The 23452-nt window shown below is 64.8% G+C and carries 16 protein-coding genes; 5 read left to right on the top strand and 11 right to left on the bottom strand.

What is annotated here, in order from left to right:
- Positions 1-237: 237 nt before the first annotated feature.
- A complete protein-coding gene (locus C1A15_RS03330) occupies positions 238-1920 on the bottom strand; it encodes an FAD-dependent oxidoreductase (RefSeq protein ID WP_101721251.1) in 1683 nt (560 codons plus the stop codon).
- A gap of 225 nt (positions 1921-2145) precedes the next feature.
- On the opposite strand from C1A15_RS03330, the gene C1A15_RS03325 reads away from it, so the two are divergent.
- The gene (locus tag C1A15_RS03325) at positions 2146-3600 is read left to right on the top strand and encodes a response regulator transcription factor (protein WP_101721250.1); all 1455 of its coding nucleotides are present in this window, start codon (positions 2146-2148) and stop codon (positions 3598-3600) included.
- Between the two features lie 139 nt (positions 3601-3739).
- On the opposite strand, the gene C1A15_RS03320 is transcribed toward C1A15_RS03325, so the two are convergent.
- The 6 genes from C1A15_RS03320 to C1A15_RS03295 form a co-directional block, all read right to left on the bottom strand.
- The gene (locus tag C1A15_RS03320) at positions 3740-4519 is read right to left on the bottom strand and encodes a carboxymuconolactone decarboxylase family protein (protein WP_101721249.1); all 780 of its coding nucleotides are present in this window, start codon (positions 4517-4519) and stop codon (positions 3740-3742) included.
- Positions 4520-4627: 108 nt separating this feature from the next.
- Positions 4628-5515 carry a DUF559 domain-containing protein gene (locus tag C1A15_RS03315; protein WP_245864897.1) on the bottom strand — a complete coding sequence of 296 codons (888 nt, stop codon included), beginning with the start codon at positions 5513-5515 and terminating at the stop codon, positions 4628-4630.
- A 349-nt stretch (positions 5516-5864) separates the two neighbouring features.
- Positions 5865-6665: a protein-ADP-ribose hydrolase gene (locus tag C1A15_RS03310; protein ID WP_245864896.1), complete on the bottom strand. Its 801-nt coding sequence runs from the start codon at positions 6663-6665 to the stop codon at positions 5865-5867.
- Between the two features lie 126 nt (positions 6666-6791).
- A complete protein-coding gene (locus tag C1A15_RS03305; RefSeq protein ID WP_101721248.1) occupies positions 6792-8042 on the bottom strand; it encodes an Nramp family divalent metal transporter in 1251 nt (416 codons plus the stop codon).
- 104 nt (positions 8043-8146) lie between these two features.
- On the bottom strand, positions 8147-10717 hold the full coding sequence (locus C1A15_RS03300) for a transporter substrate-binding domain-containing diguanylate cyclase (RefSeq protein ID WP_245864895.1): 2571 nt from the start codon (positions 10715-10717) through the stop codon (positions 8147-8149).
- Between the two features lie 75 nt (positions 10718-10792).
- Complete coding sequence (locus C1A15_RS03295; RefSeq protein WP_101721247.1) at positions 10793-12247, bottom strand: response regulator transcription factor; 1455 nt, start codon at positions 12245-12247, stop codon at positions 10793-10795.
- A gap of 411 nt (positions 12248-12658) precedes the next feature.
- On the opposite strand from C1A15_RS03295, the gene C1A15_RS03290 reads away from it, so the two are divergent.
- Positions 12659-14404, top strand: a complete 1746-nt coding sequence (locus tag C1A15_RS03290; protein ID WP_101721246.1) for an FAD-dependent oxidoreductase — start codon at positions 12659-12661, stop codon at positions 14402-14404.
- A gap of 156 nt (positions 14405-14560) precedes the next feature.
- Here C1A15_RS03290 and C1A15_RS03285 read toward each other — a convergent pair whose 3' ends face one another.
- Genes C1A15_RS03285 through C1A15_RS03275 form a run of 3 tightly spaced genes read right to left on the bottom strand, consistent with a single transcriptional unit; the run spans position 14561 to position 18497 of the window.
- The gene (locus tag C1A15_RS03285) at positions 14561-15346 is read right to left on the bottom strand and encodes a DmsC/YnfH family molybdoenzyme membrane anchor subunit (RefSeq protein WP_101721245.1); all 786 of its coding nucleotides are present in this window, start codon (positions 15344-15346) and stop codon (positions 14561-14563) included.
- A gap of 17 nt (positions 15347-15363) precedes the next feature.
- Positions 15364-15930, bottom strand: coding sequence for a 4Fe-4S dicluster domain-containing protein (locus C1A15_RS03280; protein ID WP_101721244.1), 567 nt, complete (start codon positions 15928-15930; stop codon positions 15364-15366).
- Between the two features lie 11 nt (positions 15931-15941).
- On the bottom strand, positions 15942-18497 hold the full coding sequence (locus C1A15_RS03275; RefSeq protein WP_101721243.1) for a molybdopterin-dependent oxidoreductase: 2556 nt from the start codon (positions 18495-18497) through the stop codon (positions 15942-15944).
- A 252-nt stretch (positions 18498-18749) separates the two neighbouring features.
- Between C1A15_RS03275 and C1A15_RS03270 the strand changes: the two genes are divergently transcribed.
- Both C1A15_RS03270 and C1A15_RS03265 read left to right on the top strand, forming a co-directional pair.
- Positions 18750-20012 (top strand): MFS transporter, encoded by a 1263-nt coding sequence (locus C1A15_RS03270; RefSeq protein WP_180952978.1) that lies wholly within the window; start codon positions 18750-18752, stop codon positions 20010-20012.
- A 9-nt stretch (positions 20013-20021) separates the two neighbouring features.
- The gene (locus C1A15_RS03265) at positions 20022-20723 is read left to right on the top strand and encodes a Crp/Fnr family transcriptional regulator (protein ID WP_101721242.1); all 702 of its coding nucleotides are present in this window, start codon (positions 20022-20024) and stop codon (positions 20721-20723) included.
- 142 nt (positions 20724-20865) lie between these two features.
- On the opposite strand, the gene C1A15_RS03260 is transcribed toward C1A15_RS03265, so the two are convergent.
- Positions 20866-21822, bottom strand: a complete 957-nt coding sequence (locus C1A15_RS03260; RefSeq protein WP_101723671.1) for a helix-turn-helix transcriptional regulator — start codon at positions 21820-21822, stop codon at positions 20866-20868.
- Between the two features lie 341 nt (positions 21823-22163).
- Here C1A15_RS03260 and arcA point away from each other — a divergent pair, with 341 nt between their 5' ends.
- Positions 22164-23381: an arginine deiminase gene (arcA, locus tag C1A15_RS03255; protein ID WP_101721241.1), complete on the top strand. Its 1218-nt coding sequence runs from the start codon at positions 22164-22166 to the stop codon at positions 23379-23381.
- Positions 23382-23452 lie beyond the last annotated feature (71 nt).

The raw sequence follows: 23452 nt of genomic DNA, 5'->3' as shown, positions 1-23452 counted from the left end.
TCTCGACGCAGCCGAAGTCGACAACGCCACGAACTTTGTCGCCCGATTCGTACGGTTTTGCGCGAAAAACCGTACGAATCGGGCGACAGTGCTGATGGAGTGGCCCCGCACGACGGGAGGGAGCGTCGCGCGGGGCCGGTTGAGGAGGGGCCGCGCCATACGGCGGCGGCCCCGGGATGAGCGATTGCGGCGGTTTCGTGCCAACGCGTGCATCGACGCGATGCCGCGCTCCAGGTGCTACTTGGCGGCCAGCGCCTTGCCGATCATGCGGGCGAACGTCACCGAGCGGCCGCAGCAGTTGCCGGTGGACATGTTCGGGTACGTGTGCGCGTAGTACGAACCCGAGTCGACGCCGGTCACGTACAGGCCCTCGATAGCCTCGCCCGCCTCGTTCACGGCCTGGAAGTTCTCGTTGATGGTGATGCCGTCGAGCGTGCACAGCATGTAGCCCGAGGTGCGCACGCCGTAGAACGGCGCCTTGCGCACGGGCGACAGGCGGAAGGCCTCTTTGCCGAAGTCGGGGTCGACCTGGTTGTCGTAGTTCTCGTTCTGGCGCTCAACCGTCTTCTTGAGGTTCTCGGCCGGGATCCCCAAGCCCTTCGCCAGCTCCTCGATGGTGTCGGCTTTCACGATGTAGCCGTCGGCCAGCAGACCCTCGTTGATGCCCTTCACCGTCTCGAGCGTCATGTTCGTGGGCGCACCGTTCTCGAAGGGGTACACGCGCGCGCAGCCATGGATGTCGAACTGCTCGAGGTAGGTCTCGTAATCCGAATCCCAAATGTCCACCACGGTGTGGTTCGGCTGCGTGAGCGCGGCGTTCAGGATGTAGTCGTACGGGCCGGACTCGTTGGCGAAGCGCTCACCGTTGAGGTTCACCTTGAGCCACGGGTTCGACCCCATCCAGAACAGCGATCCCGTGGTCTGCGCGCCGCCGAACTCGTCGGGCTTCACGGCAACGCGGTCGAACACCATGGCCGTATGCACCTCGTCCATGCGCGCACCCGCCCACAAACACGACTTGATGCCGTCGCCCGTGGTGCCGTCGATGGCGATGGACAGCGAGTACTTGTTCAGCGTCTGCGGCTGCAGCGCCTTGAGCATGTCCTCGTTGCGCGCGTAGCCGCCCGTGCACACGACGGTGCCCTTGCTGGCGTTGATCTTGATGTAACCGTCGGAGCCCTTGGCGATGGCGCCGGTCACCTTCCCGTTCTCATGCACGAGCTTCACGAGCGGCGTGGTGAAACGGAAGTCCACGCCCACCTTCTTGGCGTAGTCGCCCAGCACGATCTTGCCGTTCGTCACGTCCTTGAGCCCCGCGAACTCGGCATCAGCCGGCCAGCTGGGGATGTGGCCCGTGGCCCAGTGCTTGTAGATGGACGGCTTGGCGTCGTTCGCCGCCTCGAAGAACAGTTCGAAGCCGGCCTCTTCTAGACGATCTTGATACCAGTCGATCGCCTCGCCGGAATTCTGCGCCCAGATATGGTAGAGACGCGGGTTGCAGTAGCCGTCGGCGTAACGCATGAGGTCGTTGCAGATCTCGTTCTCGTCGATCTCGCAGCCGGCCTCCTTCTGCAGACGGCTGTTGAGCGACCCCAGGTTGTCGCGCACGCCACCGCCAATGCCGGCCTTCTCGAGACAGACGACCTTCGCGCCCTCCTCGGCAGCTGAGCAGGCGGCGAACAACCCGGACGTGCCGGCGCCGCACACGAGCACCTCGGTGTCGATGGTTTCGACGATCTTGTCCTCGGGAATCTCGGGCTCCGCGCCCAGCCAGTCGTTCACCGCTTCGGCAGCAGCCTCCTCTTTCGAGGGCGCGGCGCTCGGCGAGCATCCCGCCAAACCGGCGCCTGCCAACGCGGCGGCTGTGGCTCCCAAGCCCAGAAACGCGCGCCGGCTCAATCCCTTGTTCGCATCCTTCATGACGCTCCCCTTCCTTCTTGTACGTATCATCGAAGCGTCGAAGCGCCTCGATTGGAACGCTTTCAACTCTACGGCTCGCCCGACCGAAATGCGTCACGTCACCCGAGTGAGGCGTCTCATACGGGTCGGGTGATTTTGCCTTCCGTCCCCTTGCGCGCCAGCGGCTCCTGATAAAATAGCCCCCGGAAACACTGCACGATGCCTATCCGGGGAGGGGATGCACGCATGGCTGCCGCGTTCCCTCATACCGCGCCCGCGCCGGCGTCGGCGGCAGCGCATCCGCTGCGCTTTCTCGTGTGCACCGTTGCTCTCATGGGTTCGTTCATCGGCTACTGGCTGCTGAACTACAGCGCCTTCCCCTTGTTCGATCCCGTGTTCCTGTGGACGCGCGAAGCCAGCGCCGTCGCAGGCGGCCTCACGCTCACCGCGCTCGCGTTCGCCTCGTACTGGTATCCGCGCCTGTTCACGAGCCGACGCTTTTTCGCAGCCGCGGCATCAACGATGGTCGTCGGATCGCTCGTCATGGCTCTGGGTATCTTCGGGGCGCTGCCAGCCGTGCTCGTATGCGGCGCGGCGCTGGTCACCGTGGGGACGGGGCTGTCGAACATCATCGTGGGCATCGGGTGCATCGGGCTGGACGCGCGCCGCCTCGGCATCAGCGTGACGCTGGCGTACGTGCTGGCCTACGCGCTGCGCAGCGTCTTCGCGCTGCTTCCGTGGGGCGTGAACCTGGCGCTGTTCTGCATCATTCCGCTCGTCGCCGTGCTCATCATCGCGCCGTACGCGCGCCCGCTGCTCAACCAGGTGTACGCGGAGGGCTCGCCCGCACAAGCCGCGGTCACGGCGCCGTCGTCGTTTCTGCCGTTCGGCCACCAGCTGTTCGTCACGCTGCTGCTGTTCCGCTTCATCTACGGCTACACGCTCACGTTCGGCGAGGTGGGGCGCGTGCCGCTGCTGGCGCTCGGCGCGTTGGTCCCGTTCGTGCTGGTGCTGGGATACGTCGTGCTCAGCCGCAAGGATTTCTCGCCCGACGCGTTCTTCCAGCTGTCCATCCTGTGCTCGGTGGCCGGATTCCTCGTGCTGTCCATCGCCACGGTGAACGGCACGCTGATCAGCACGCTCTTGTCGTGCGGCACCGGGTTCTTCGAGATTCTCATGTACTTCGTGCTCATCGCGCTGGGGGCGAAGAACACGGTGAGCGCGCTGCCGATGCTGGCCTGGGGCAATGCCATGGCGTCATGGGGCACGCTGCTGGGCGCCAACTTCGGGCGGTTCACGAACGAGATGACGGCCGACGCCACCACGACGTCCATCATCTCGGCCTGCCTCGTGTCCGGAATCGTCGCGTACGTGGTGCTCGTGCAGAAATCGTTCAGCTTTTCGCACACCATCCAGGGAATCCAGCCGCTTGCGCCGCTCGTGTCGGCGACGGGCACCGCAGGCGACGGCCCGTTGTCCCCCGTCGCCGACCGGTGCGCGGCCATCGGCGAGGCCGCCGGGCTCACCGATCGCGAGCAGGAGATTTTCGAGTACCTGGCGCGCGGCCGCAACGTCCGCTTCATCCAAGACGAGCTCACCGTGTCGTACAACACGGTGAAAACCCACGTCAGCCACATCTACGCGAAGCTCGACGTGCATTCGCACCAGGAGCTGATCGACCTGGTGGAGCGTCAGGCTTAGCGAGCGACGACGCGGACGCGCGCGCCCATTCGCCCGAAACACACGTTTGAGAGCGCTGAAGCGTGTGTTTCGGGCGAATGGGCGTTGCGACCGACGGCGACCCCGGCTCGCGCAAGAGCCGGGGCCGCCCACTGCGCGGCTACTCGCCGGCGCCGTCGTCCTCCAGCGCCGCAGCGGCCTCGTCGATGCAGCGCAGCGCGTTGAGGCTGCGCGGGTAGCCGATGTAGGGCACGCACTGGGACACCACCTTGATGAGGAACGCCCGGTCGTTGCCCAGGCGGATGTTCGCTTTCGCATGGCTGACCAGCTGCGGTTCGCACCCGCCTTGAGCGGCCAGGAAGCACAGCGTGATCATCTCGCGCTGAACGTCGTTGAGCCCGGTGCGCGTGTAGTAGTCGCCGAAGCAGTTCTCGGCTAGCCAGCGGTTGATGTGGCGCGTTTCCTCGGGGCCCGACCGGTAGAAGTCGGCCATCTGCGGCCCGAAGAGATCCACCTGCTTCTGCACGCCGGCCTCGAGGCGCGTGTCCTCGGTCGTGGTGGCCTGCCCCTCGAGCGGCAACGATACGAGGCGGTGCTCCAGCAGCTCGTTCACCGCGTACAAAAACGGCAGCATGCGCCCCATCCCGACGTACGGTGTGGCCTGGTAGACGATCTCCTTCACTTCCACCGGCGTGAGGCCCACGTTGAATGCGCCCTTCGCCATGGCTTTGAACAGGTCGATCGCCTGCGCCCCGATGAGCGATGCCAGAATCGCCATCATACGCGTACGGTCGTCCAGGTCGTCGCTGGCAGGCACTTCGCCGAAGGCGAAGCGGTCGAGGCGCTCGACGAATTCGGGGTCGGTGCACGCCAGCGGCGAATCGAACCCGGGGAAGAGCCGCTTGCGGTAAGCCCTCGCTTGCTCGTTGATCTCGGTCATGCTTGCTCCTTCTCACGTGCGTGTTGTATTGAGGTCATACTAACCCCTGGAGCCGACTCAAAGTCAACTGTTACCAAAAAAGAAACACATGGCCGAAGACAATCGCGCTCACGGATTCCCCAGCAGCTCCTTTCGAAGGGCTCTATTCGTCTGCGTGAACTTCGGGTCCTTGTAGCGGAGCTGCTTGCCGACGCGCCCAGCGATCACGTGCGCGATTCCATTCATCTCGCCCCCATCGTTGAGCTGCCAGTTCGTAACCGTCAGCACGGTGATCCCCATCGAAACCAGCGCGTCTCGGCGCATCGAGTCCTTCGACACCCGATCGGCTTCAACGTGCAGCCCGCCATCGTATTCGACATCGAGCTTCGCGGCCGGCCAGTACAGATCGCACACAAGATAGGCGCGCCCTGCGATTCGCCGCTCGCGCTTCCCTAGATCGATGCGATGGTTCAATACCGGCATTGCGATACCGTAGCCTCCGAGGGCATAAGGCAGGTTGAGCAGCATCGTCAAAATCGTTTCGCGCGGCGAAGCCGATCCGCTCGCGACGTAGCTCAGCGCGCGTAGAGCGTTCGCCCTCCCGCGAATTCGTTCCGCCCGCTCTGCGAACGCCGCAAGCTTTTCGACCGTAGTGAGCGGCATGCATGGCCGCATTTCGCCGTTGGAAACGTCGTACGTGCCGCACAGCTCGAACCCCAGTTCGATGAGTTTGGGCAGCGTCATACCGGTCGCCATCTGCAGGAAGCACAGCTCGGGCGAGCACACGCAGAATCCGTTGCACGTATCGAGCACCGACCCAGCGGGAAGCGGACCGCTCTGCACATGGGCGATCACCTCGCTCGACGACCGACGCGCAGAAGGCTTCCCCACCAGCACATGCAGGGGTCGATGAAGCCACCAGGGACCAGGCTCGGCGAGCGCGCCTTTGTTGGGCGCCTCGTCGAGCAGAGCACTCGTATCTTCGAGAGCGCGAAAGCTCCTTGAGCCGATGCGCACCGACCGCCAGTATTCGAGAGCCGATATGTGGCTGAGAACTGGATCCATTTACTCATGATAGTCCCTCCGCGCAGCACGCCGCAACGCAGTTCAGCACAAAATCGTAGTTATGCATGATTTTCGCCGCTGCTTTTCTTTGTTCCAGAGAAAAAGGCCAGGTCGGAAATTTAGTGCTCCGAAATAATCGTGCATAACTACGATTTTGTGCTGCCGGAGGAAGAACGAGAGAAGGAAGGAGAAAGCGGAGGATAGAGGAGACGGAGGATGCGCGGAGCGGGAATGGCCGACGCAGAGCGGGGGCGCACGGGTCGAGAAAGCAGCGGAAAGCTCGACCCGCCCGCCCACGCATCTACCCCAACAGCTCGCGGTACACGCGCTCGTCCTCGTCTCCGAACACGTTGAACACCACGCGCTCGATGCGCTCGTCGCGCGCGAGCCACGCCCGCACCTCCCCCACCGCGATGCGGGCAGCGCGTTCGCGCGGGAAGCGGAACTCGCCCGTCGAGATGCAGCAGAACGCAAGGGACGCGCAGCCCGCAGCGGCCGCGGCGTCGAGGCTCGCGCGGTAGCACGACGCCAGCTGCTCATCCTGCGCGGCGCTCGGCGCTCCGGTGGGGACCTGCGGCCCCACCGTGTGCACCACGAAGCGCGAAGGCAGGTTGAACGCGGGCGTCACCTGCGCGTTCCCCACCGGCTCGTCGTGGCCCTGCGCGCGCATGAGCTCGCTGCATGCCAAGCGCAGCTGCATGCCCGCGAACGTATGGATGGCGTTGTCGATGCAGTGGTGCCCGGGAATGAAACAGCCCAGCAGCTTGCTGTTCGCGGCGTTCACGATGGCGTCCGCCGCAAGCGTCGTGATGTCGCCGCGCCACAGCGCCAGCCGCCCGTCGACCCCGCCGTCGCCCACGGACGACAGCGTGCCCGCATCCGTCACGCCCGCCCGCGCGATGCGCGAGCGCAACACGGCGTCCTGCGCCTCCAGCACCGCGGCAGGCACGGGATGCGGAAGCCGCATGTTCATGAGCGAACGCGCGAGCGTCCAGCGCTCCTCAGGGTCGTCGGGCACCGCAAGCCCCGCAAGCTCCTCGCGCTCGGCGGCTAGAAACGCCACGAGCCGTCCCAGCGCCTCGTGCACGTCGATCTCGTCCATACCGCGCCTCCCTCCGCAGCCTGCTTCCCGCACGCTGCTCCGACATCATCCCGCTCGGAGCGAAGATGCTCCCGAAAACGAAGCGCCCGCCGAAACCGGCGGGCGCATGAAGTGCCGCTCGAGCGCTTACGCGCCGATCAGCGCTTGCAGCGACGTGATAAAGCTCGACATGTTGCGCCAGCACATGAACAACGTGATCACGATGATCACCACGCCCGCGCAGTTCGCGAAGATGTGATTCTTCCACTTGCCCAAGTCCTTGCCGTTCGCGCAGTACAGCACGAAGAACGCCATGATGGGCAGCAGGATGGCGTTCGCCGCCTGCGCCACCAGGATGAGCTCGGTCGGGCTCTTGCCCAGCACGACGGCCATCACGCAACCGGCCACCAGCACGATGATCCAGATAAGCTTGAAGCGCAGATCCTTGGTCGTCTTCTTCCAGCCCAGCACGCCGTTCACCGCGTAGGCGGCCGAGAACGACGCCGTGATGGCGCTCGAGAAGCCGGCGCACAGCAGGCCGAGGCCGATCATCCACGTGGCCCACGAGCCCAGCAGCGGCTGCAGCGCCAACGCCATGTCTTTGCCGTTCGTCACCACGGTCTCGGTGCCGTAGATGTTCGCAGCGGCGCACACGAGGATGGCCATGGAGATGATGCCGCCCAAGCCGATGCTCAGGACCGTGTCGAAGCGGGCATCGGACACCTGCTCGGGATCCTTGAAGCGCTCGGAGGCGCCGGACGCGTGCAGGAACAGGTTGTACGGCACGATGGTGGTGCCGATGAGGCCCACGGCGGTCAGGATGCCCTTCGAGCCCTCTTCCGGCAGCGTCGGCACGAACAGGCCCGTGGCGATAGCGCCCCAGTCGGGGGACGACGCGATGGCGGTGACGAAGAACACCACGCCCATGAACACGACGATGGCCGTGAGGATGACCTCGACCACCTTGTACGAGCCGATCCACATGGCGATGAACGCCAAGATGCCCAGCACCACGACGATGGGGATCATCGGGATGTCGGGCGTGACGGCTTGGATGCCCAAGATGCCGCCCGTGATATTGCCCGTCTCGTACGCGATGTTGCCCACGAAGATGGCGATGATAACAATCACGATCGCAATCCACATAAGCGTCTTATTAGGAATACGATCGCGGATGTTTTCACCCAGACCCTTACCCGAAACGATGCCCACGCGCGACGCCATCTCCTGGAAGATGATGGTGGCCACCGTGGCGAACAGCAGCGCCCACAGCATGGTGTAGCCGTAGCTCGCGCCCGAAACCGTGCACGTGGTAACGGTGCCGGGGCCGATGAAGCCTGCGGCGACGAGCGCGCCCGGACCGACGTTCTTGAACTTCTGAACGATGGAACTGCTCATACCTCTCCTTTCCCAATGCTCTCGAGCAGGCGCCCTTGCGCCCGCGTTTCCCCATTACGATGCCTGTACTTTAGCAGAATAAAGGCCCCGCGTATACGCCGAGCCTACAGAGCGGACGACCCTTTCGGCGACGGCGAGGCCGCGTCTTCGAAGTCGCAGCGGTTGCGACCGTCGCGCTTGGCGGCGTACAGCGCCTCGTCGGCGCGGCAGTAGAGGTCGTCGAACGAATCGCCCGCATGCGCCAGCGCCATGCCGACGCTGATCGTGGCGCGACAATCGGTTCCGGGATAGACGTGATGCTCGATGGCGCGTCGCAGGCGATCGCATTTCTCCAGCACCGCATCCGGCGAGCTGACGCGGTCGAGGAACACCATGAACTCGTCGCCTCCCAAGCGTCCCACCACGTCGCCCATGCGGAAGCTCTCGCGCAGGATGCGGGCGATATCGGTGAGCACGCGGTCGCCCACGAGGTGGCCGTACGTGTCGTTCACTCCCTTGAAGCAGTCGATGTCCACGATCAGCAGCGCTCCCTGCTCGCCATCTTCGAGCGTTCTCAGCTGCTGGGCGGTGCGCAGGCGCGTGGTTTCGGAATTCAGCAACCCGGTGAGGCTGTCGCGCTCGGCGCGCGCGACCAGCTGGTCCTTCTCGCGCCGCTCCTCGTCGATAACCTCGATCTTGCCCACCGTGTGCGCCACGCGCCCCGACGCGTCCTCCACCGGATCCACCGTCACGCGCAGCCAATGCTCGATGCCGTCGGTGTCGGGCATCCGCACCTCCTCGACGCGATGGTCCTTCCCGCCGAGCAGCTCGACGAAGGCGCGCTTGCGATCCTCATCGAACACGGCCGGCCCGTCGCACTCGAAGGTGAACGGCTCGCTCAGCCCTTGGTGACTGTTGCCCGGCACCGAGATGATCAGCTTCTTCGTGCGGCGATCGTATTCGAAGAAACTGTCGTCGCAGAGAGCGTACAGCCGCAAGCGCTTCTTGAGGTCGAACGCCGTCTTCGCGTTGTTTCGCGCGCGCAAGCCCAACAGGACCAGCACGAACAGCACTACGAGCAGGCACACCGCCGATGCGACCGCGACCGCGACGGCCGGGTTGGCGCGGATGAACTCGCCCAGGTCGAAAGGCCGCTCGCGCAGCACGTTGCCGTTGATGACCGCCTGGCGCTCGACGTCGGTGAGCGAGCCGACCGCGCGATCCACGATACCCAGCAGCATCGTGTCGTCCGAACGCACCACGCCGAAGCTCACGCGTCGCGGCTCGTAGGTTTGCGGAGCGATGCGCACCTCGCGAAATTCCGGCGTGTTCAGAAAGTACTGCATCACGTACTCGTCCACGTACGTGTAGTCCGCGTCTCCCTTGAATACCGCGCGCATGCACGCCGCAATCGAGGAGAATCGGTTCACGTTGCCCACGAAATCGCCGTCGTAGCGACTCGAAGCGCTGATGGCGAGCCGCTTGCCGGCGATGGCACCGTCGGCAACGCCCTTGTTCGCCACCAGCACGTACGACGCGCTCACATACGGCTGCGTCAACGCGAGGTCTCGCTCGCGAGCGACAGCGTAGTTGTAGTCGATGCCTGCCACCATGTCGATGGACCCCGCCGCCTGCAAGGCGTCCAGATCGTCCGCCGTCTCGGCGGCGACGTACTCGAATCGCAACCCCGTTTTCTCCGCAACGGTTTTAAGCAGGTCAACCGAGATGCCTTTGATCTGGCCATCCTCTTCGTACTGGTACGGCGGCTGGTCGCTCAGCACGCCCACCCGTACCGGTGCGGCGCTCCCAACGTACTCCTCCTCGGCGTCCGTAAGCGCAAACGAGGACGATGCCACCGAGAAATAGCTGTCATGCAGCCGCGATCGGAACAGAGGATCCATCTGATCGACGCGGTCGAGCGCATCGTCGAGCTCGTCGACCAACGTTTGGTTGCCGCGCGCGGCGGCGAAGTACAGCGGGTGCGACGTCACATGGACCACGGTGCGCAAGCCCGTCGCATCGGTCATGTCGGCTGCAAGCTCCACATCGGCGCGGTCGGCGAGCACCGCATCGCGGGCCTCGTCGGCGTCGGCGCACCCTGCCACCTCATAGGAAATCCCGCTCTGCGCGCAAAACGCTTCAAGGTCGGCTACCAGGGGCGAACCGGATGTCGCCGCCACGCGCAAAGGACGGTCGGCGCTGACGCCGTCGAGCGGATCGGCCTCGGCCTTGGCGGAGGCTCGCAGCACCACGCCCAACGTGGCGAAGCTGTCAAGCGTGAAAGAGAACGACTCCTTGTTCGCATCCGTCGCCATCAAGCCGACGGCGAGATCGGCCTTATCGGCGTCCAGCAATTCGCGCAGGTTTCGGTAAGCTTCCGGGCCGGCGCCTTCCACGGGGAGGAATTCGTAGGTCCATTCCGTGTACTGAGCCATGCGCTCAAGGTACTCGTAGGCGTAGCCCGTGACCGCCCCCGTCTCGCTCACCTGCAGCATGGGCTCCTGCTGCACGTACGCGACGCGGACGACGCGGGAGGGATCGGGAGGGATCTCGTCGGCGAATGCGAGCGAGTTCGGCATGACCGAGACGACCGGCAAGGCGGGAATCGCCAACATCAACGAGCATGCGAGCGCAAGCGCGACGCGGACGACCCCGCAAGGGCCGCCGCCGGTTCGTTGTTCGTCTTCCTGCCCCAATCCCCTGCCTGCTTCCCCTTTTGGTTGAGGCTCATTATACTCTCCGAAGCGCAGGGGGAAAGAGGCAACGCGGGCCTACTCCGACCGTTCGATCAGGTCGATCACCTCGTCGCGCGAATGCACGTCGAGCTTCTGGTAAATGGACTTGATGTGGTACTTCACCGTGTTCTCCGACACCACGAGCTTCTCGGAGATCGCGCGCGCCGTGCGGCCCTGTCCCAGGTGCACGAGGATCTCCGACTCGCGCGGCGTGAACCCATGAGCTTCGGCCACGTGGGCGCACCGGGCCTCGAGCGCGTCACCCTGCTGCTCGGCCGTGGGCGCCCCGCCCTCGGGAACGACGTCGATGCCGCGCAGGTTCTTGTCCTTGAACAGGAACATCGACACCATCGCCAGCAGATAGATTGCCACGAGCGCCACCGCCGTCAGGGCGATGTCGCCCTGCCCCAGCGTGTGCGCGTTCAGCATGCCCACCAGCGTCCCCGCCATCTGCGCCGCGTTCGTGCAGAGGAGCGAGCACGAGAACAGCAGCGCCGCCGGCAGCTTCGTATCGTGCACGGTATGCGCCACCATGCACCATAGGATGATGCCCGCCACGAGCGTTCCCAGCTGGGCGCACGCGTTCGCCAAGCCGCCCACGCCGTTCCAGATGAGCGGCAGCAGCAGGAAGCCCGCCGCCGACAGCGGCAGCGCCATGCGGTACACCGACCCCAAGCTGGGCTGGCTCTTCACCAGCAGCGCCGGCAGCAGCAGCGCCACGATGACGACGGCCTGCGTGATGAGCGACGTGGATTGGAACGTCCCCAGCGGGATTGCCTGCGACAACGACAGCTGCAGCATGAGGCCGCTCATGAACGAGAGGATGGCCGTGCCCAGCACGGGCCGCCACAGCGCGGACAGCGCACCCTTGAACACCGGCGCCGAGTACTCCTCGGCGATGGGCTCGCGCGCAGCGAGGCACTGACGGCAGAACACCACGGACGCGAAGAACAGCAGCGCGCCCACCGGCAGCATGATGGCCGAAGGCAGCAGCGTTACCACAAGGTACACGACGAGACTCAGCCCGCTGCTCATCAGCACGAACAGATACACGCGCCGCAAGTCGAACGTGCCCGAGAAGCGCGCCCACAACAGGTTGATCAACGCGTCGCCCGCGCCGAAGAACAAACCGCCGGCAACCAGCCACCCTACCAGCTCTTCGAGCGGCACGAACCCGGCGAACTGGAACGCCATGCGCGTGACGATGAAGCCCGTGGCCGCAACGCCCGCGCATACGAGGATCACGGCGGGCGAGAACCCGCGGCCCGCGCGCCGCGCCAGCGCGATCATCGCCGCGTACACCGCCATCCGCGCCGCAATCACCGCCACGAGGAACAGCGACTGCACGAGGGCGCCCGACTCGCCCAGCGAGGTGAGCACCGTCGGCGACTCGAACGACATGTAGCCGAACGTCAGGTACAGCGCATACCCGCTCATGAACACGACGTCGCGCGCCCGCATGCCTGTAAACAGATCCTTCAAACAGCTCATCGGCCCCTACCCTCCGTCTGTTTCCCTGCCAGTATATCCCATCCCCATCAATTCGTCCCTTGCTCATGGTTTGACGTCGGGCCGGGCCGGTGCGTGACAGGGTGAGACAGAGGGACGGGGTAATTGTCTCATTTTGCGAGCAAAATGAGACAATTACCCCGTCCCTCTGTCTCACCCTGTCCCCCTGTCTCACTCCCCGTCTCGCACCGGCCTATCTCATCTCGGCTACCCACCCGTATCAGGTAGGGATTTCATCGGGCAAAACTCGAAAACTACCCGCGCGAAGGTGTGGCAGGGAGGTGCGCAGGCACGTATGGTAAGCGGCGCAGGGAAGGATTCCGCAAGGGAAATCCTCACGATGAAGCGGACGGCGAGGGGCCGTCGCGCTTCTCATCGAAAGGAGAGAGGGACATGAAAGAAGCCAAACTGAGTCGCCGTGCATTCCTGGGCCTCGGAGCCACCGCGGCCGTCGCCGCCGGAGCAGCAGGCCTGGCCGGCTGCGCACCGCAGCAAAGCGCCAGCACCGCATCGGCCGAGGGCAACGGCGGATCGAACGGGGCCGCGGCATCGGGCGTCTCCCCCACCAGCTATACCCCCGACTTCCTCACGCCGCCGGAGGTTCCCACCGACATCAAGGAAGAGAAGGACTGCGACGTCCTCGTCATCGGCATGGGCTTGGCCGGCACCGCCGCCGCGAAGGAAGCCGCCGAGGCCGGCAAGAAGGTCATCGTGCTGGAGAAGCAGCCCGAGGACAGCTACTCGGTCATCTCCATGGCCGGCGACTTCGGCGTGGTGGGATCGCAGATCCAGAAGGACCTGGGCATCGAGTGGGCACCCAAGGCCGACATCATGAACGAATACGTCAAGGAGACCGGCGGTCGCTGCGACACGTGGATGATGAGCTACTGGTACGATCATTCCGGTGAGGACTTCGACTGGTTCATCGAGGGCGCCGACTACGAGGTGCTCAAGTCCACGGCCGCCAACCGCGAAACCGACAAGCCGAACTTCATCCGCCCGAAGTGCTTCCCCAAGCTGGACACGTACGACTACAAGGAAGAAGTGTACCCCTACTTCCACGGCACCATCACCACGAATCCCAACATGCAGTGGGCGTGCGAGGCCGCCTTCAACGCCGCCATGGCCGCAGGCGCCGAGCTCATCTACGAAGCCGAGGGCGAGCAGCTCATCAAGGAAGGCGACAAGGTGGTGGGCGCCTACGCCAAAACGAAGGACGGCTACCTCAAGGTGAACGCCAAGGCCACGGTGCTGTGCTGCGGCGACTACGGCGCGAATCCCGAGATGCGCCACTACTACGCGCCGTGGACCGAGGAGTTCATGGGCGGCGTCGACGATGGCCGCGGCCAGCTCATGGGCATCTGGGCCGGCGGCTGGATGGAGCTGGGTCCCCACGCGCCGATGACGCACCACATGGGCGGCGCCCTGGGCGTGGACAGCTTCCTGCAGCTCAACATGGAGGGCAAGCGCTTCATGAACGAGGACGTGCCCGGCCAGAACATCGCCGACGAGCACACGCGCCAGCCTGTCGCCAAGGATCCCGAGCTTGCCAAGGCGGGCGTGAAAGCGTGGCAGATCTTCGACAGCAAGTGGCCCGAGCAGATCATCCACATGCCCGACGGCCATGGCTACACCACGTACTTCGTTCCCGATGACAAGATCGCCGAGTACGAGACCGTGCTGTCCGGCTTCGGCCTGGGCTACACGACGCAGGCCATGGTGGACGAAGCGGCCGACGTCAAATGCGACACGCTGGAAGAGCTGGCCGAGAAGACGGGCCTGCCCTACGACACGATGAAGGCCGAGATCGACCGTTACAACGAGCTGTGCCACAACGGCCTCGACGAGGACTTCGGCAAGATGTCGAAGCGCATGTTCCCCGTCGAGAACCCGCCGTACTACGCATGCAAGTTCGGCAACGCGGGCATGCTGGTCATGTTCGGCGGCCTCGAGTGCAACCACGACCTGCAGGTGACCAAGGACGGCACGAACGACCCGATCCCCGGCCTGTACGTGGCCGGCAACACGATGGGTCGCCGCCTCCAGGTGGACTACCCCGTGGTCGTGGCCGGCATCAGCCTGGCCACCGCGCTGAGCTTCGGCCGCCTGGCCGGCAAGAACGCCGCCGCCAGCGTGTAAGGCTCCGAGGACATCCCTCCAGAGAGGCGGCTCCCTCCCCCTCTGACCCGCCGCCTCCGATGCGAAGGGCCCCTCTCGCCAAAGCGCGAGAGGGGCCCTTCCTCACCTGTCCCAAACGGGTGTCCCAAATGGTGACAGTCCCCATTTGGGACATTCTTACATCATGCCAGCGGCGAAGAACGCGTAGCGGGCGATCACGACGCCTGCGGTTGCGAGGACGCACACGGCCACGGCGCCGGCCTGCGCGGGAAGCTTCCCTGCACGGGTCGCGACGGCCGCAGCGCTTGCGGCGAGCGGCCCCACGATGCCGGCGGCGACGAGCAGCCCCGTCGCATCGTGGCCGACGCGCGCCACGTACAGCCCGAACGCGCACAGCACCGCGGCGAACGCGACGCCGGCGGCCACGTTGGCCGCAGCCAGGATGCCATTCGCCAACGCCGACCGATCGAGCAGCGCGCACAGGCCCGCGCCCAACGCGAGGTCGCCCACCAGGAACAGCGGAACGGTTGCAGCGCCGCTCCAAGCCGGCAGGCCCAAGCTCTGGTAGTACGCCAGGCCCGTGACCACCATGAGCCCTACGGCAACCAGCCCGCCAACCCAGCGAACCGGGCGCACCGAGGCCCCTTTCACCTTCGCCAAGGCGAGGTCGGCGACAATGACCAGGCCGAACGCAATGGACCAGTACGCCTCCTGCGCGATCATGGAGCCGGGGTTCGCCATGCCGTTCACGAATCGTAAGGGCTGTCCCAGGTGCAGCAACGTGCCGCACAGGCCCAACCCCAGCAGCGCCAGGCACACGAGCGGGAACAGCCACGGGCGCGCAGACTCCGCAGCGCATGAGCCCGTGCGCCCATTCCCGCACAGAGCATCGATGGCATACGCTCCGGCAGCCAAGCCGGCGAATGTGGTGAACACGAGCAAGGGAAGCATTTCAGCTAACATCGTTCATCCCCTCTTTCCTATATATAGTAGACCGACGGATGCGTGCCGGCCTCCGGAAGGTACGGCTGCGCGTGCTGCTGTTGCATGAGCTTGCTCGGGGCGCTCTCCGGATCGTTCAGATCGCCGAACACGCGCGCGTTCGCGGGGCACGAGGCCACGCAGTACGGCTCGATGCCCTCTGCCACGCGCTCGGCGCAGAAGGTGCACTTGCTCATCACGTGGTCGACGTCGTTCATCGACGGCGCGCCGTACGGGCACACCCAGCTGCAGTAGCCGCATGCGATGCACACGTCCTGATTCACCGACACGATGCCGGTGGCAGGGTCTTTGTGCATGGCCCCCGACGGGCAGTTGTTCACGCACGCCGGGTCCTCGCAGTGGTTGCACAACAGCGGCCGGAAGGCCAGCGTGGTGCGCGGGAACGTGCCCGTCGACTGGTACAGCACCTCGCCGTCCAGGCTTTCCAAATGGTTCCAGTGCGCGCTGCCGGGAACCTCGTTCGATATCTTGCAGCTGACCGTGCAGGTCTGGCAGCCCACGCAATGCTGCGTGTCAATCACCATGCCGTATCGTTTCTCGGTCATGATCTCCTCCTTTACGCCTTCTCGACTTCGACGAGCACGTCATAGAAGGCGCTGTTCGTCATGCTGTAGGCTTCTTCGGCGTCACAGATGGTGTGATGGGTCAGATTTTGGTAGCAGCCCTCGATGAAGTAATCGGGCGTCCACCCGCTCTGCGTGGCCACCGTGCCCGGGATGATGCCCTCGGTGAGGAACGCGCGGATCTTCATGTCGCCACGATCGTTGAGCACGCGCACCACGTCGCCGTGCGCAATGCCGCGCGCCTCGGCGTCGACGGGGTTCATCTGCAGCAGGGGCTCGTCCTGCACCACCTCGAGCGCCGGGTTCAGGATGTGCTGGGTGTGCACGTTCAGGCGGTCATGGTACTGGATGTACACGAGCGGGTACTTCGCGGCCAGCTCGCCCTCGCGCGGGTCCTCGCACGGCGGCTGCCACGTGGGGACTTCCTCGTCGAACGCCACCATGGACTCGGTGTAGAACTCGAACTTGCCGGTATCGGTCTTGTATCCGGTGCCGTCGGCGTAGACGATGGCAGAGTCGTACAGCGCGTCGGAGCGGCCGTAGATGCCCTGCTCGACCACGTCGCGATCCCAGTCGAAGTCGTCCCACGCCGGGTGGTCGGTGCCCACGAACTGGCGAATCCACTCTTCGTCGGTCTTGTTCCAGTACTGCTCGACGCCGGTCTTCTTCGCCAGCAGCGACATGATCTCGACGTCGGACTTGCTCTCGCCCATCGGCTCGATGGCAGGCTGGTTGAACATGGCCCACGGGCTGCGGTCGACGAGGTCCCAATGCTCCCAATACGTGCAGGCAGGAAGCACGATGTCGGAGTGCTTCGCCGTCCACGTCCACCACGGGTCGACCGTCACGATAAAGTCGATGGCCGGGATCACCTCGTTGATGATGCGGTTGGAGTCGGGGCTCATGTTGATGAAGTTCGAGTTGGCGATCCACAAGAAGTCGATGGGCACCGGGTCGTGGCTCACCGCCGCCGAATACACTTTGGAGGACGGCACGAGGTTCGCCTTCTTGCCCGTGTCCGACCAATCGGCGAAGCCGTACACCGGGCCCGTGTACCCCGCGACCGGCTTGTTGGTGGCGGTGCCGCCCGCATGCGACGCCCCGCCGCCGGGAACGCCGATGTAACCGGCCACCATCGCCAGCGTGGCCACGGTGCGGAACGGCGCGTAGGAATGGTACACGCGCTGCATCCCCTGGCCCATGCGGATGCCGGCAGGCTGCGCCTCGATGTACTCCCGGGACAAGCGCTCGACCACGTCCGGGTCGATGCCGCAGATTTCGCCGGTGCGCTCGAGCGTGTACGGGGCGCATGCGTCAACGAGGTGGTCGAAAGCCGTGCGGCACGCCACGCCGTCCACCGTGAACGAGCCGGACAGCGCGGGCTTGACGCTTCCGCCCTTGATGGTGGCCGCATCGGGAGCAGGAACCGCCGCGCCCGTCAGCTCGTCCCAGATCACGAACGTGCCGGCGTCCGCGCCCGCTTCTCCCTGCGCGGCCGGGGCGGTGCCGATGGAGCCTTCGTCGGCCTTCGAGGCCCCCGTCGCCGTGGCCACCACCGCGCCGTCCACCATGCGCAGGTACGCGCCGTCGTCCTCGCGGATGAGGTAGGGGGCGACCGATTCCTCCACCAGCTTGTCCTTGGCATGCAGGTCGTTGCCGATGATCCAGTTCATCATGCCCAGCGCCAGCGCCGGATCGGTTTGCGGCTTGATGGGGATCCACTCGTCGGCCATGGCCGCCGTGGAGCACTGGCGCGGGTCGATGACGATGACCTTCGCGCCGTTCTTGCGCGCGGCCACGTAATCGCGCAGCTCGGACGTGTGCGTGTCGGCCACGTTGCGGCCCCACACGATGAGCAGCTTGGAGTTCAGGTAGTCGCGCGAGTCGTGCGCGCCGCGATGCGTGCCGAACACCATGGTCATGCCCATGGACGCGCCGTGATCGCCCATGATGCCCTCGATGTCCCAGGTGGTGGCTCCTACGGTGGCGGCGTAGCGGGTAGGCGCCTCCCACGACAGCTTGCCCAAGTCGCCCGTGAACGAGTAGAACGAAGCGGCCTGCGGGTCTTTGGCCAGCACGGCGTTGAGCTTCTCGGCGATCTCGTCGATGGCCTCGTCCCAGCTGATGCGCTCGAACTCGCCCGACCCGCGTTCGCCCGTGCGCCGCATGGGGTACATCACGCGCGCGTTCTCGTCCTGCAAGCGCTGAATGTAGCTCATCGAGCGCAGGCACGCGTTGGCGTACCCCGGCCGTCCCGGCATGTCGCCCGGCTCCACGCGCACGAGCTTGCCGTCGCGCACCGTGCCGCGCAGATGACAGCGCGACGTGCAGTTCACCGTGCACACCGCATGCACGGCCTTCTCGCCGGCAGCTGCCGGGACCTCATCGGCCAGCGCCTCGGGCGCGCCGACGCCCTGCGCCCCGAAGCCCAGCGCCGATGCGACGGTTATCGCCCCGACGCCCTTGATGAACGTGCGACGGGTCAGCTTGCCGTCGCGCATGAAGTACTCGGGTTCGCATGCGCCAGCATGCGTCTCGGTCGTCTCCATCTCACCCTCCTCTTTCCTCGTCTTCTCCGATGGCCCCAAAGGGGACAGGCACCTTTGGGGCCATTCTTGCGGACAAGCTGGACGATACGCCGGCCGCGGCGCGCGCTCCACACACGGCAGTGTGGTGGGCACACGGTTGGGCCGCCCACCCAAACACAGGCCAGCCCCACAATGTTGTGGGGGCTGCACAGGGCTGGTTGGACGAGGAGGACGCGAAGCCGTATCATCTCCTGCGCGAGGGGAGGGGAAACCATGGGAACCCGCGGGGAGCAAAACGGCATGAGCCGTACAAGATCAACAAGGTCGTCTGCCGTCGTCACGGCGCTCGTCGCCGTCACCGCCTTCCTGTTGTTCGGGCTCAACAATACCGAGACCACCGCGCTTCCCACCTACGTCATGTCTCTCGGCGCCGGACCCTTCGTCGCCGGTCTGCAGAACAGCCTGTTCGTGCTCATCGCCGTACTCGTGCGCATTCCCTTGGAGCGTGTCGTGGAACAGCGGGGAAGCCGCTTCGCCATGATCGCAGGCGCGTTGGGATACACCGTGCCATGCCTGCTGCTCTCAGGTTGCACCGAGCTGTGGCAGGTTGTCGCCCTGCGCTTGGCGCAAGCGTTCGGTCTGGCGTTGTTCCAGCCCAGCGTGGCGCAGTACCTCGCAGCCACCACGCCCGCCTCCAAGCTGGGGAGGCGCCTGGGGATCGTCCGGTTCGCAACCACCGCTTCGCTCATGGTGGGGCCGGTGACCATCTTCCCACTCATCGACGCGCAGGGATACGGGGCGTTCTTCTTCGCGCTCGCGCTCGCGGGGACCTGCGGCACGGCCGTCGCGCTCGCACTGCCGCGCGACCGTGCGCGCACCGGCGAATCGTCGCGCGCACCATCAGCGAACGCGGAAGCCGCGACCGCGTCTCCGGCTCCCTCCCCGACCTCGCGCGCCTCCCTTCCCGCCTCCGTTCCCCTGCGACAGCGGGCGCTCCTCCTCGCCGGCCCCCTCCTGCTCGCCTCGGGCTACAGCGTGGTCATGAATTTCGGCCAGACGCTCGCCGACGAAACGCTCTCGTCCTGCGCCGACGGCACGCTGTTTGCGTTCTTGAGCACAGGAGGGCTCGTCGGCAGCCTCGTCGCCGGATGGGCGACCGACCGGTTCGGCGCGAAACGATCAGTGGGCTGCACCATCGCCGCAAACGGCATCGGATTGCTGCTCATGGCGATCGGCTGCGCTCCCGAGCCCGTCCTCGCGGGAGCGTTCCTGTGCGGAGCGGGATACTTCGGCGCCACCGCCACGCTCGTCGCTGCCGCGGGCGCATCCCCAAGCGGCAGCGCCAGCACGTTTTTGGCGCGACAGCAAAGCGCCCTTGACGTGGGGATGATCGCGGGAGGACTGCTGGCCGGAGCTATGATGCAAAGCGGCTTGCCGGTGTCCGCGACCTATCTGACCACCTCGCTCGCCGCAGGGGCGTGCCTTCTCGCGTGGGGTATGATGTATCCGAGCACCAAGGAACAATCGAAGCGCTAGGGAGAACGCATGGAAGCAATCAGCCTGTTCGTGCAGCCGAAACCGCTGCTGAGCGAAACCATCGAGCGCATCGTTGCCGACGGCACCCTCAAAGCCCGCTCGCTCGAGCTGAGCCCGGGCGACCACCTGTTTCGCGAAGGCGACGACATGCGCGAAACGTTTTACCTGACGAGAGGGCTAATGCGGCTGTACAGCGGCACGCCCGACGGATACACCAAAACGGTGTTCTTCCACAAGGCGGGCACGCTCATCGGCTTCCAGGGGTTTCGTCCCGAAATCGACCGCAAACCGTCCATCCTCAACGCGAAGGCCACCACGAAGGTCGAAGCCTTCGCCATCGACGCCGAGCGCTTCGGAGCGTACCTCAAGGCGCACGGCGACGTGTGCTATGCCATGGCGCAGTACCTGTTCGAGATGATGTCGCTGCAAACGCGCGAAGCGGTGAACGCTTCCATCTACCCCGTGTTGCAACGGTTCTCCGCGCTGTTGCTCACGCTTGCGCGCGAGTTCAACTCGGCGCAGGCGCCGGCCATCATCCCGTTCAGCAACGAGGAGCTGGCCGAGATGCTGGGCGTGCACGTGAACTCCATCACGAACTCCGTCGTGGCGTTGCGCAACGCCGATTGCGCCGAGCGTCAGCGCGGCGCGCTGGTCATCACCGATTTCAAGAAGCTCAAAAGCATCGCCGAGAACCTCATCGTGGAGAACTGACAGAGGTGAGGCAGGGGGACGGGGTGAGACAGAGGGACGGGGTAATTGTCTCATTTTGCCCGCAAAATGAGACAATTACCCCGTCCCTCTGTCTCACCCCGTCCCTCTGCCCCGCTGCCCGTCCCCCTGCCCCGCTCCGTCGCTACGACATCTTCCAGAAATCCTGGACGAGGGCTTGACGGTTCGCCTGACCGGTCTTCTGCAGGATGTTGTGCACGTGCACTTTCACAGTGCTCAGCGCCAGGTGCATGGACGATGCGATGTTCTGGTTGTCGTTGCCCAGCAGCACGTAACGCAGCACCTCGCACTCACGCTCGGACAGCTGATGGCGCTTGCCGTACATCATGAGGTTGTCGTCGATGAGCTCCTCTTGGCGCCCGCCGCCGCGCATGGGCGGCCGGTCGAAACGCAGCGACAGCGCGCGGAACGCATCGCGGCACGCGAAGAACACGCAGCATAGCATGAGCGCGTTCTCGGCAAAGTTGCGCTCGGGAGCGTACGCGCGCGGCCCGATCAAGATAGGATCGGGCAACAGGAAGACGAGGGCGTCCTCCACCACGATGGAAATCCCCAGGAACCACAGCGCAGCGTACAGCCATCGATGGCGTCGAAGACGGCCGCGTTCGGCCGCATCCTTCGTCCTGAAATACCATGCACCCGCGAAGGCCAGCATCCAAAACAGGTAGAACGCACGCGGGAAGTAGAACGCGAAGCTGCGCACGTCGTTCTCGGGCATCACCGCCAGCACGGACACGCTAGCCACCACGAACACCACCGGGGGAATCACCTTGAGCGCCTTGCGGGTCTCGCCCAGGTAATCGCACACCAGCAGCCAGAACGACGTGAGGCATCCGCCGCCGGTGATCACCAGCATCAGCGACATGATCAGGGCGTACGCAGCCCCAACGCCCGCATCTGCACCGGTGAAGAAGTCGTCCTGAAACACCCACGCCACGTCGAAGAAGTAGAACAGGAAGCCGAAGAAGGCGAACAGCATGGTTCGCTTCCGCGAGACGAGGTACGCAGACAGGCAGGCGGCCGAAGCCAGAATAGAAGCAAGCAGCACGAACAGCGTGTAGTGGAAGAGCACGAAACCCACGAACAAGCACCTCTCTGTCATGCGCAAGCGGCCGTCGGAACCATTGATCCATAATACACGAAACGGCATCGTCCCGGATACATTCTCTCAACCGTCGACGCAGCGTCTTCGCCGCCGGAACCCCTTCGCGTATTCTATCAGGCGTTTAATCAAGGTGTAGAGCGCAATCGGCAACGCTAAACTTTCTTTCGATGCCGGTAAACCCGCTTTACATCTTCCCATCCTGCCCCGCCGGGTGCATGGTGGACTCAACGCGCCGAACGGCATAAAGGACCGCACGGCGACTTGGCGAAGATTGGTTCCCCAGAGGAACCGACGTAAAGGAAGAAGGAGGGTTGCACATGTCAGGAGTGAACGTCAAGAGCGAGATCAAGCCCTTGAAGAAAGTCCTGCTGCACCGCCCGGGCAAAGAGCTTCTGAACTTGACGCCGAACACGCTCGAAGAGCTGCTGTTCGACGACATCCCGTTCTTGAAGGTCGCCCAGGAGGAGCATGACGCATTCGCGCAGGCTCTGCGCGACAACGGCGTCGAAGTGTTTTACCTGGAAGACCTCATGGCTGAGGTTCTCGAGGCCAACCCCGAGCTGCGCGAGCAGTTCCTCAAGCAGTGGATCGAAGAGGCCGGCATCCGCACGGATCGCTACCAGAAGATCATCTTCGACTACATGCAGGAGAACTACCCCGACGCCAAGGACTTCGTGCTGAAGACGATGGAGGGCATCAACCTCACCGAGCTCCACACCGACAAGTCCAACTCGCTGGTGGACCTGGTTTCCGAGTCCTCCAAGATGGTCATCAAGCCGATGCCGAACCTGTACTTTACCCGCGACCCGTTCGCGATGATCGGCAACGGCGTGTCCATCAACCGCATGTACTCCGAGACCCGCAACCGCGAGACCATCTACGGCGAGTACATCTTCGCGCACCATCCCATGCTCAAGGGCACCCCTGAGTACTACAGCCGCTACAACACGTTCCACATCGAGGGCGGCGACATCCTCAACATCAACGACAAGGTGCTGGCCATCGGCATTTCCCAGCGCACCGAGCCCGATGCCATCGACGCCATCGCGAAGAACATCTTCAACGATCCGACGAGCCCCATCGAGACCATCCTGGCGTTCAACATCCCGAACTCCCGCGCCTTCATGCACCTCGACACCGTGTTCACCCAGATCGACGTCGACAAGTTCACCATTCACCCGGGCATCATGGGCCCGCTGACCGTGTTCGAGATCACCGCCGAAGGCGAGGGCATCAAGGTCAAGGAAGTGAACGGCACGCTGGAGAGCATCCTGGAGACCTACATGGGTCATCCCGTGGAGCTCATCCCCTGCGGCGGCGGCGACCGCATCGCGGCCGAGCGCGAGCAGTGGAACGACGGCTCGAACACGCTGTGCATCGCCCCGGGCACCATCGTGGTGTACGAGCGCAACGACGTGACGAACGCCGTGCTCGAAGGCAAGGGCCTGAAGCTGATCGTGGTCCCGTCCGCCGAGCTGTCCCGCGGCCGTGGCGGCCCGCGTTGCATGAGCATGCCCATCGAGCGCGAAGACTAAACTGCAGCGTCTTCTCCGCTACCATCGGTGGTCGCGCGTGATGTGCTCCGCGTGACCACCACCTTCCCCAG

It is taken from the genome of Eggerthella timonensis, assembly GCF_900184265.1.
In the GTDB taxonomy this organism is placed as follows: Bacteria; Actinomycetota; Coriobacteriia; order Coriobacteriales; family Eggerthellaceae; genus Eggerthella; species Eggerthella timonensis.
This window is presented reverse-complemented; position numbering and strand designations above follow the sequence as displayed.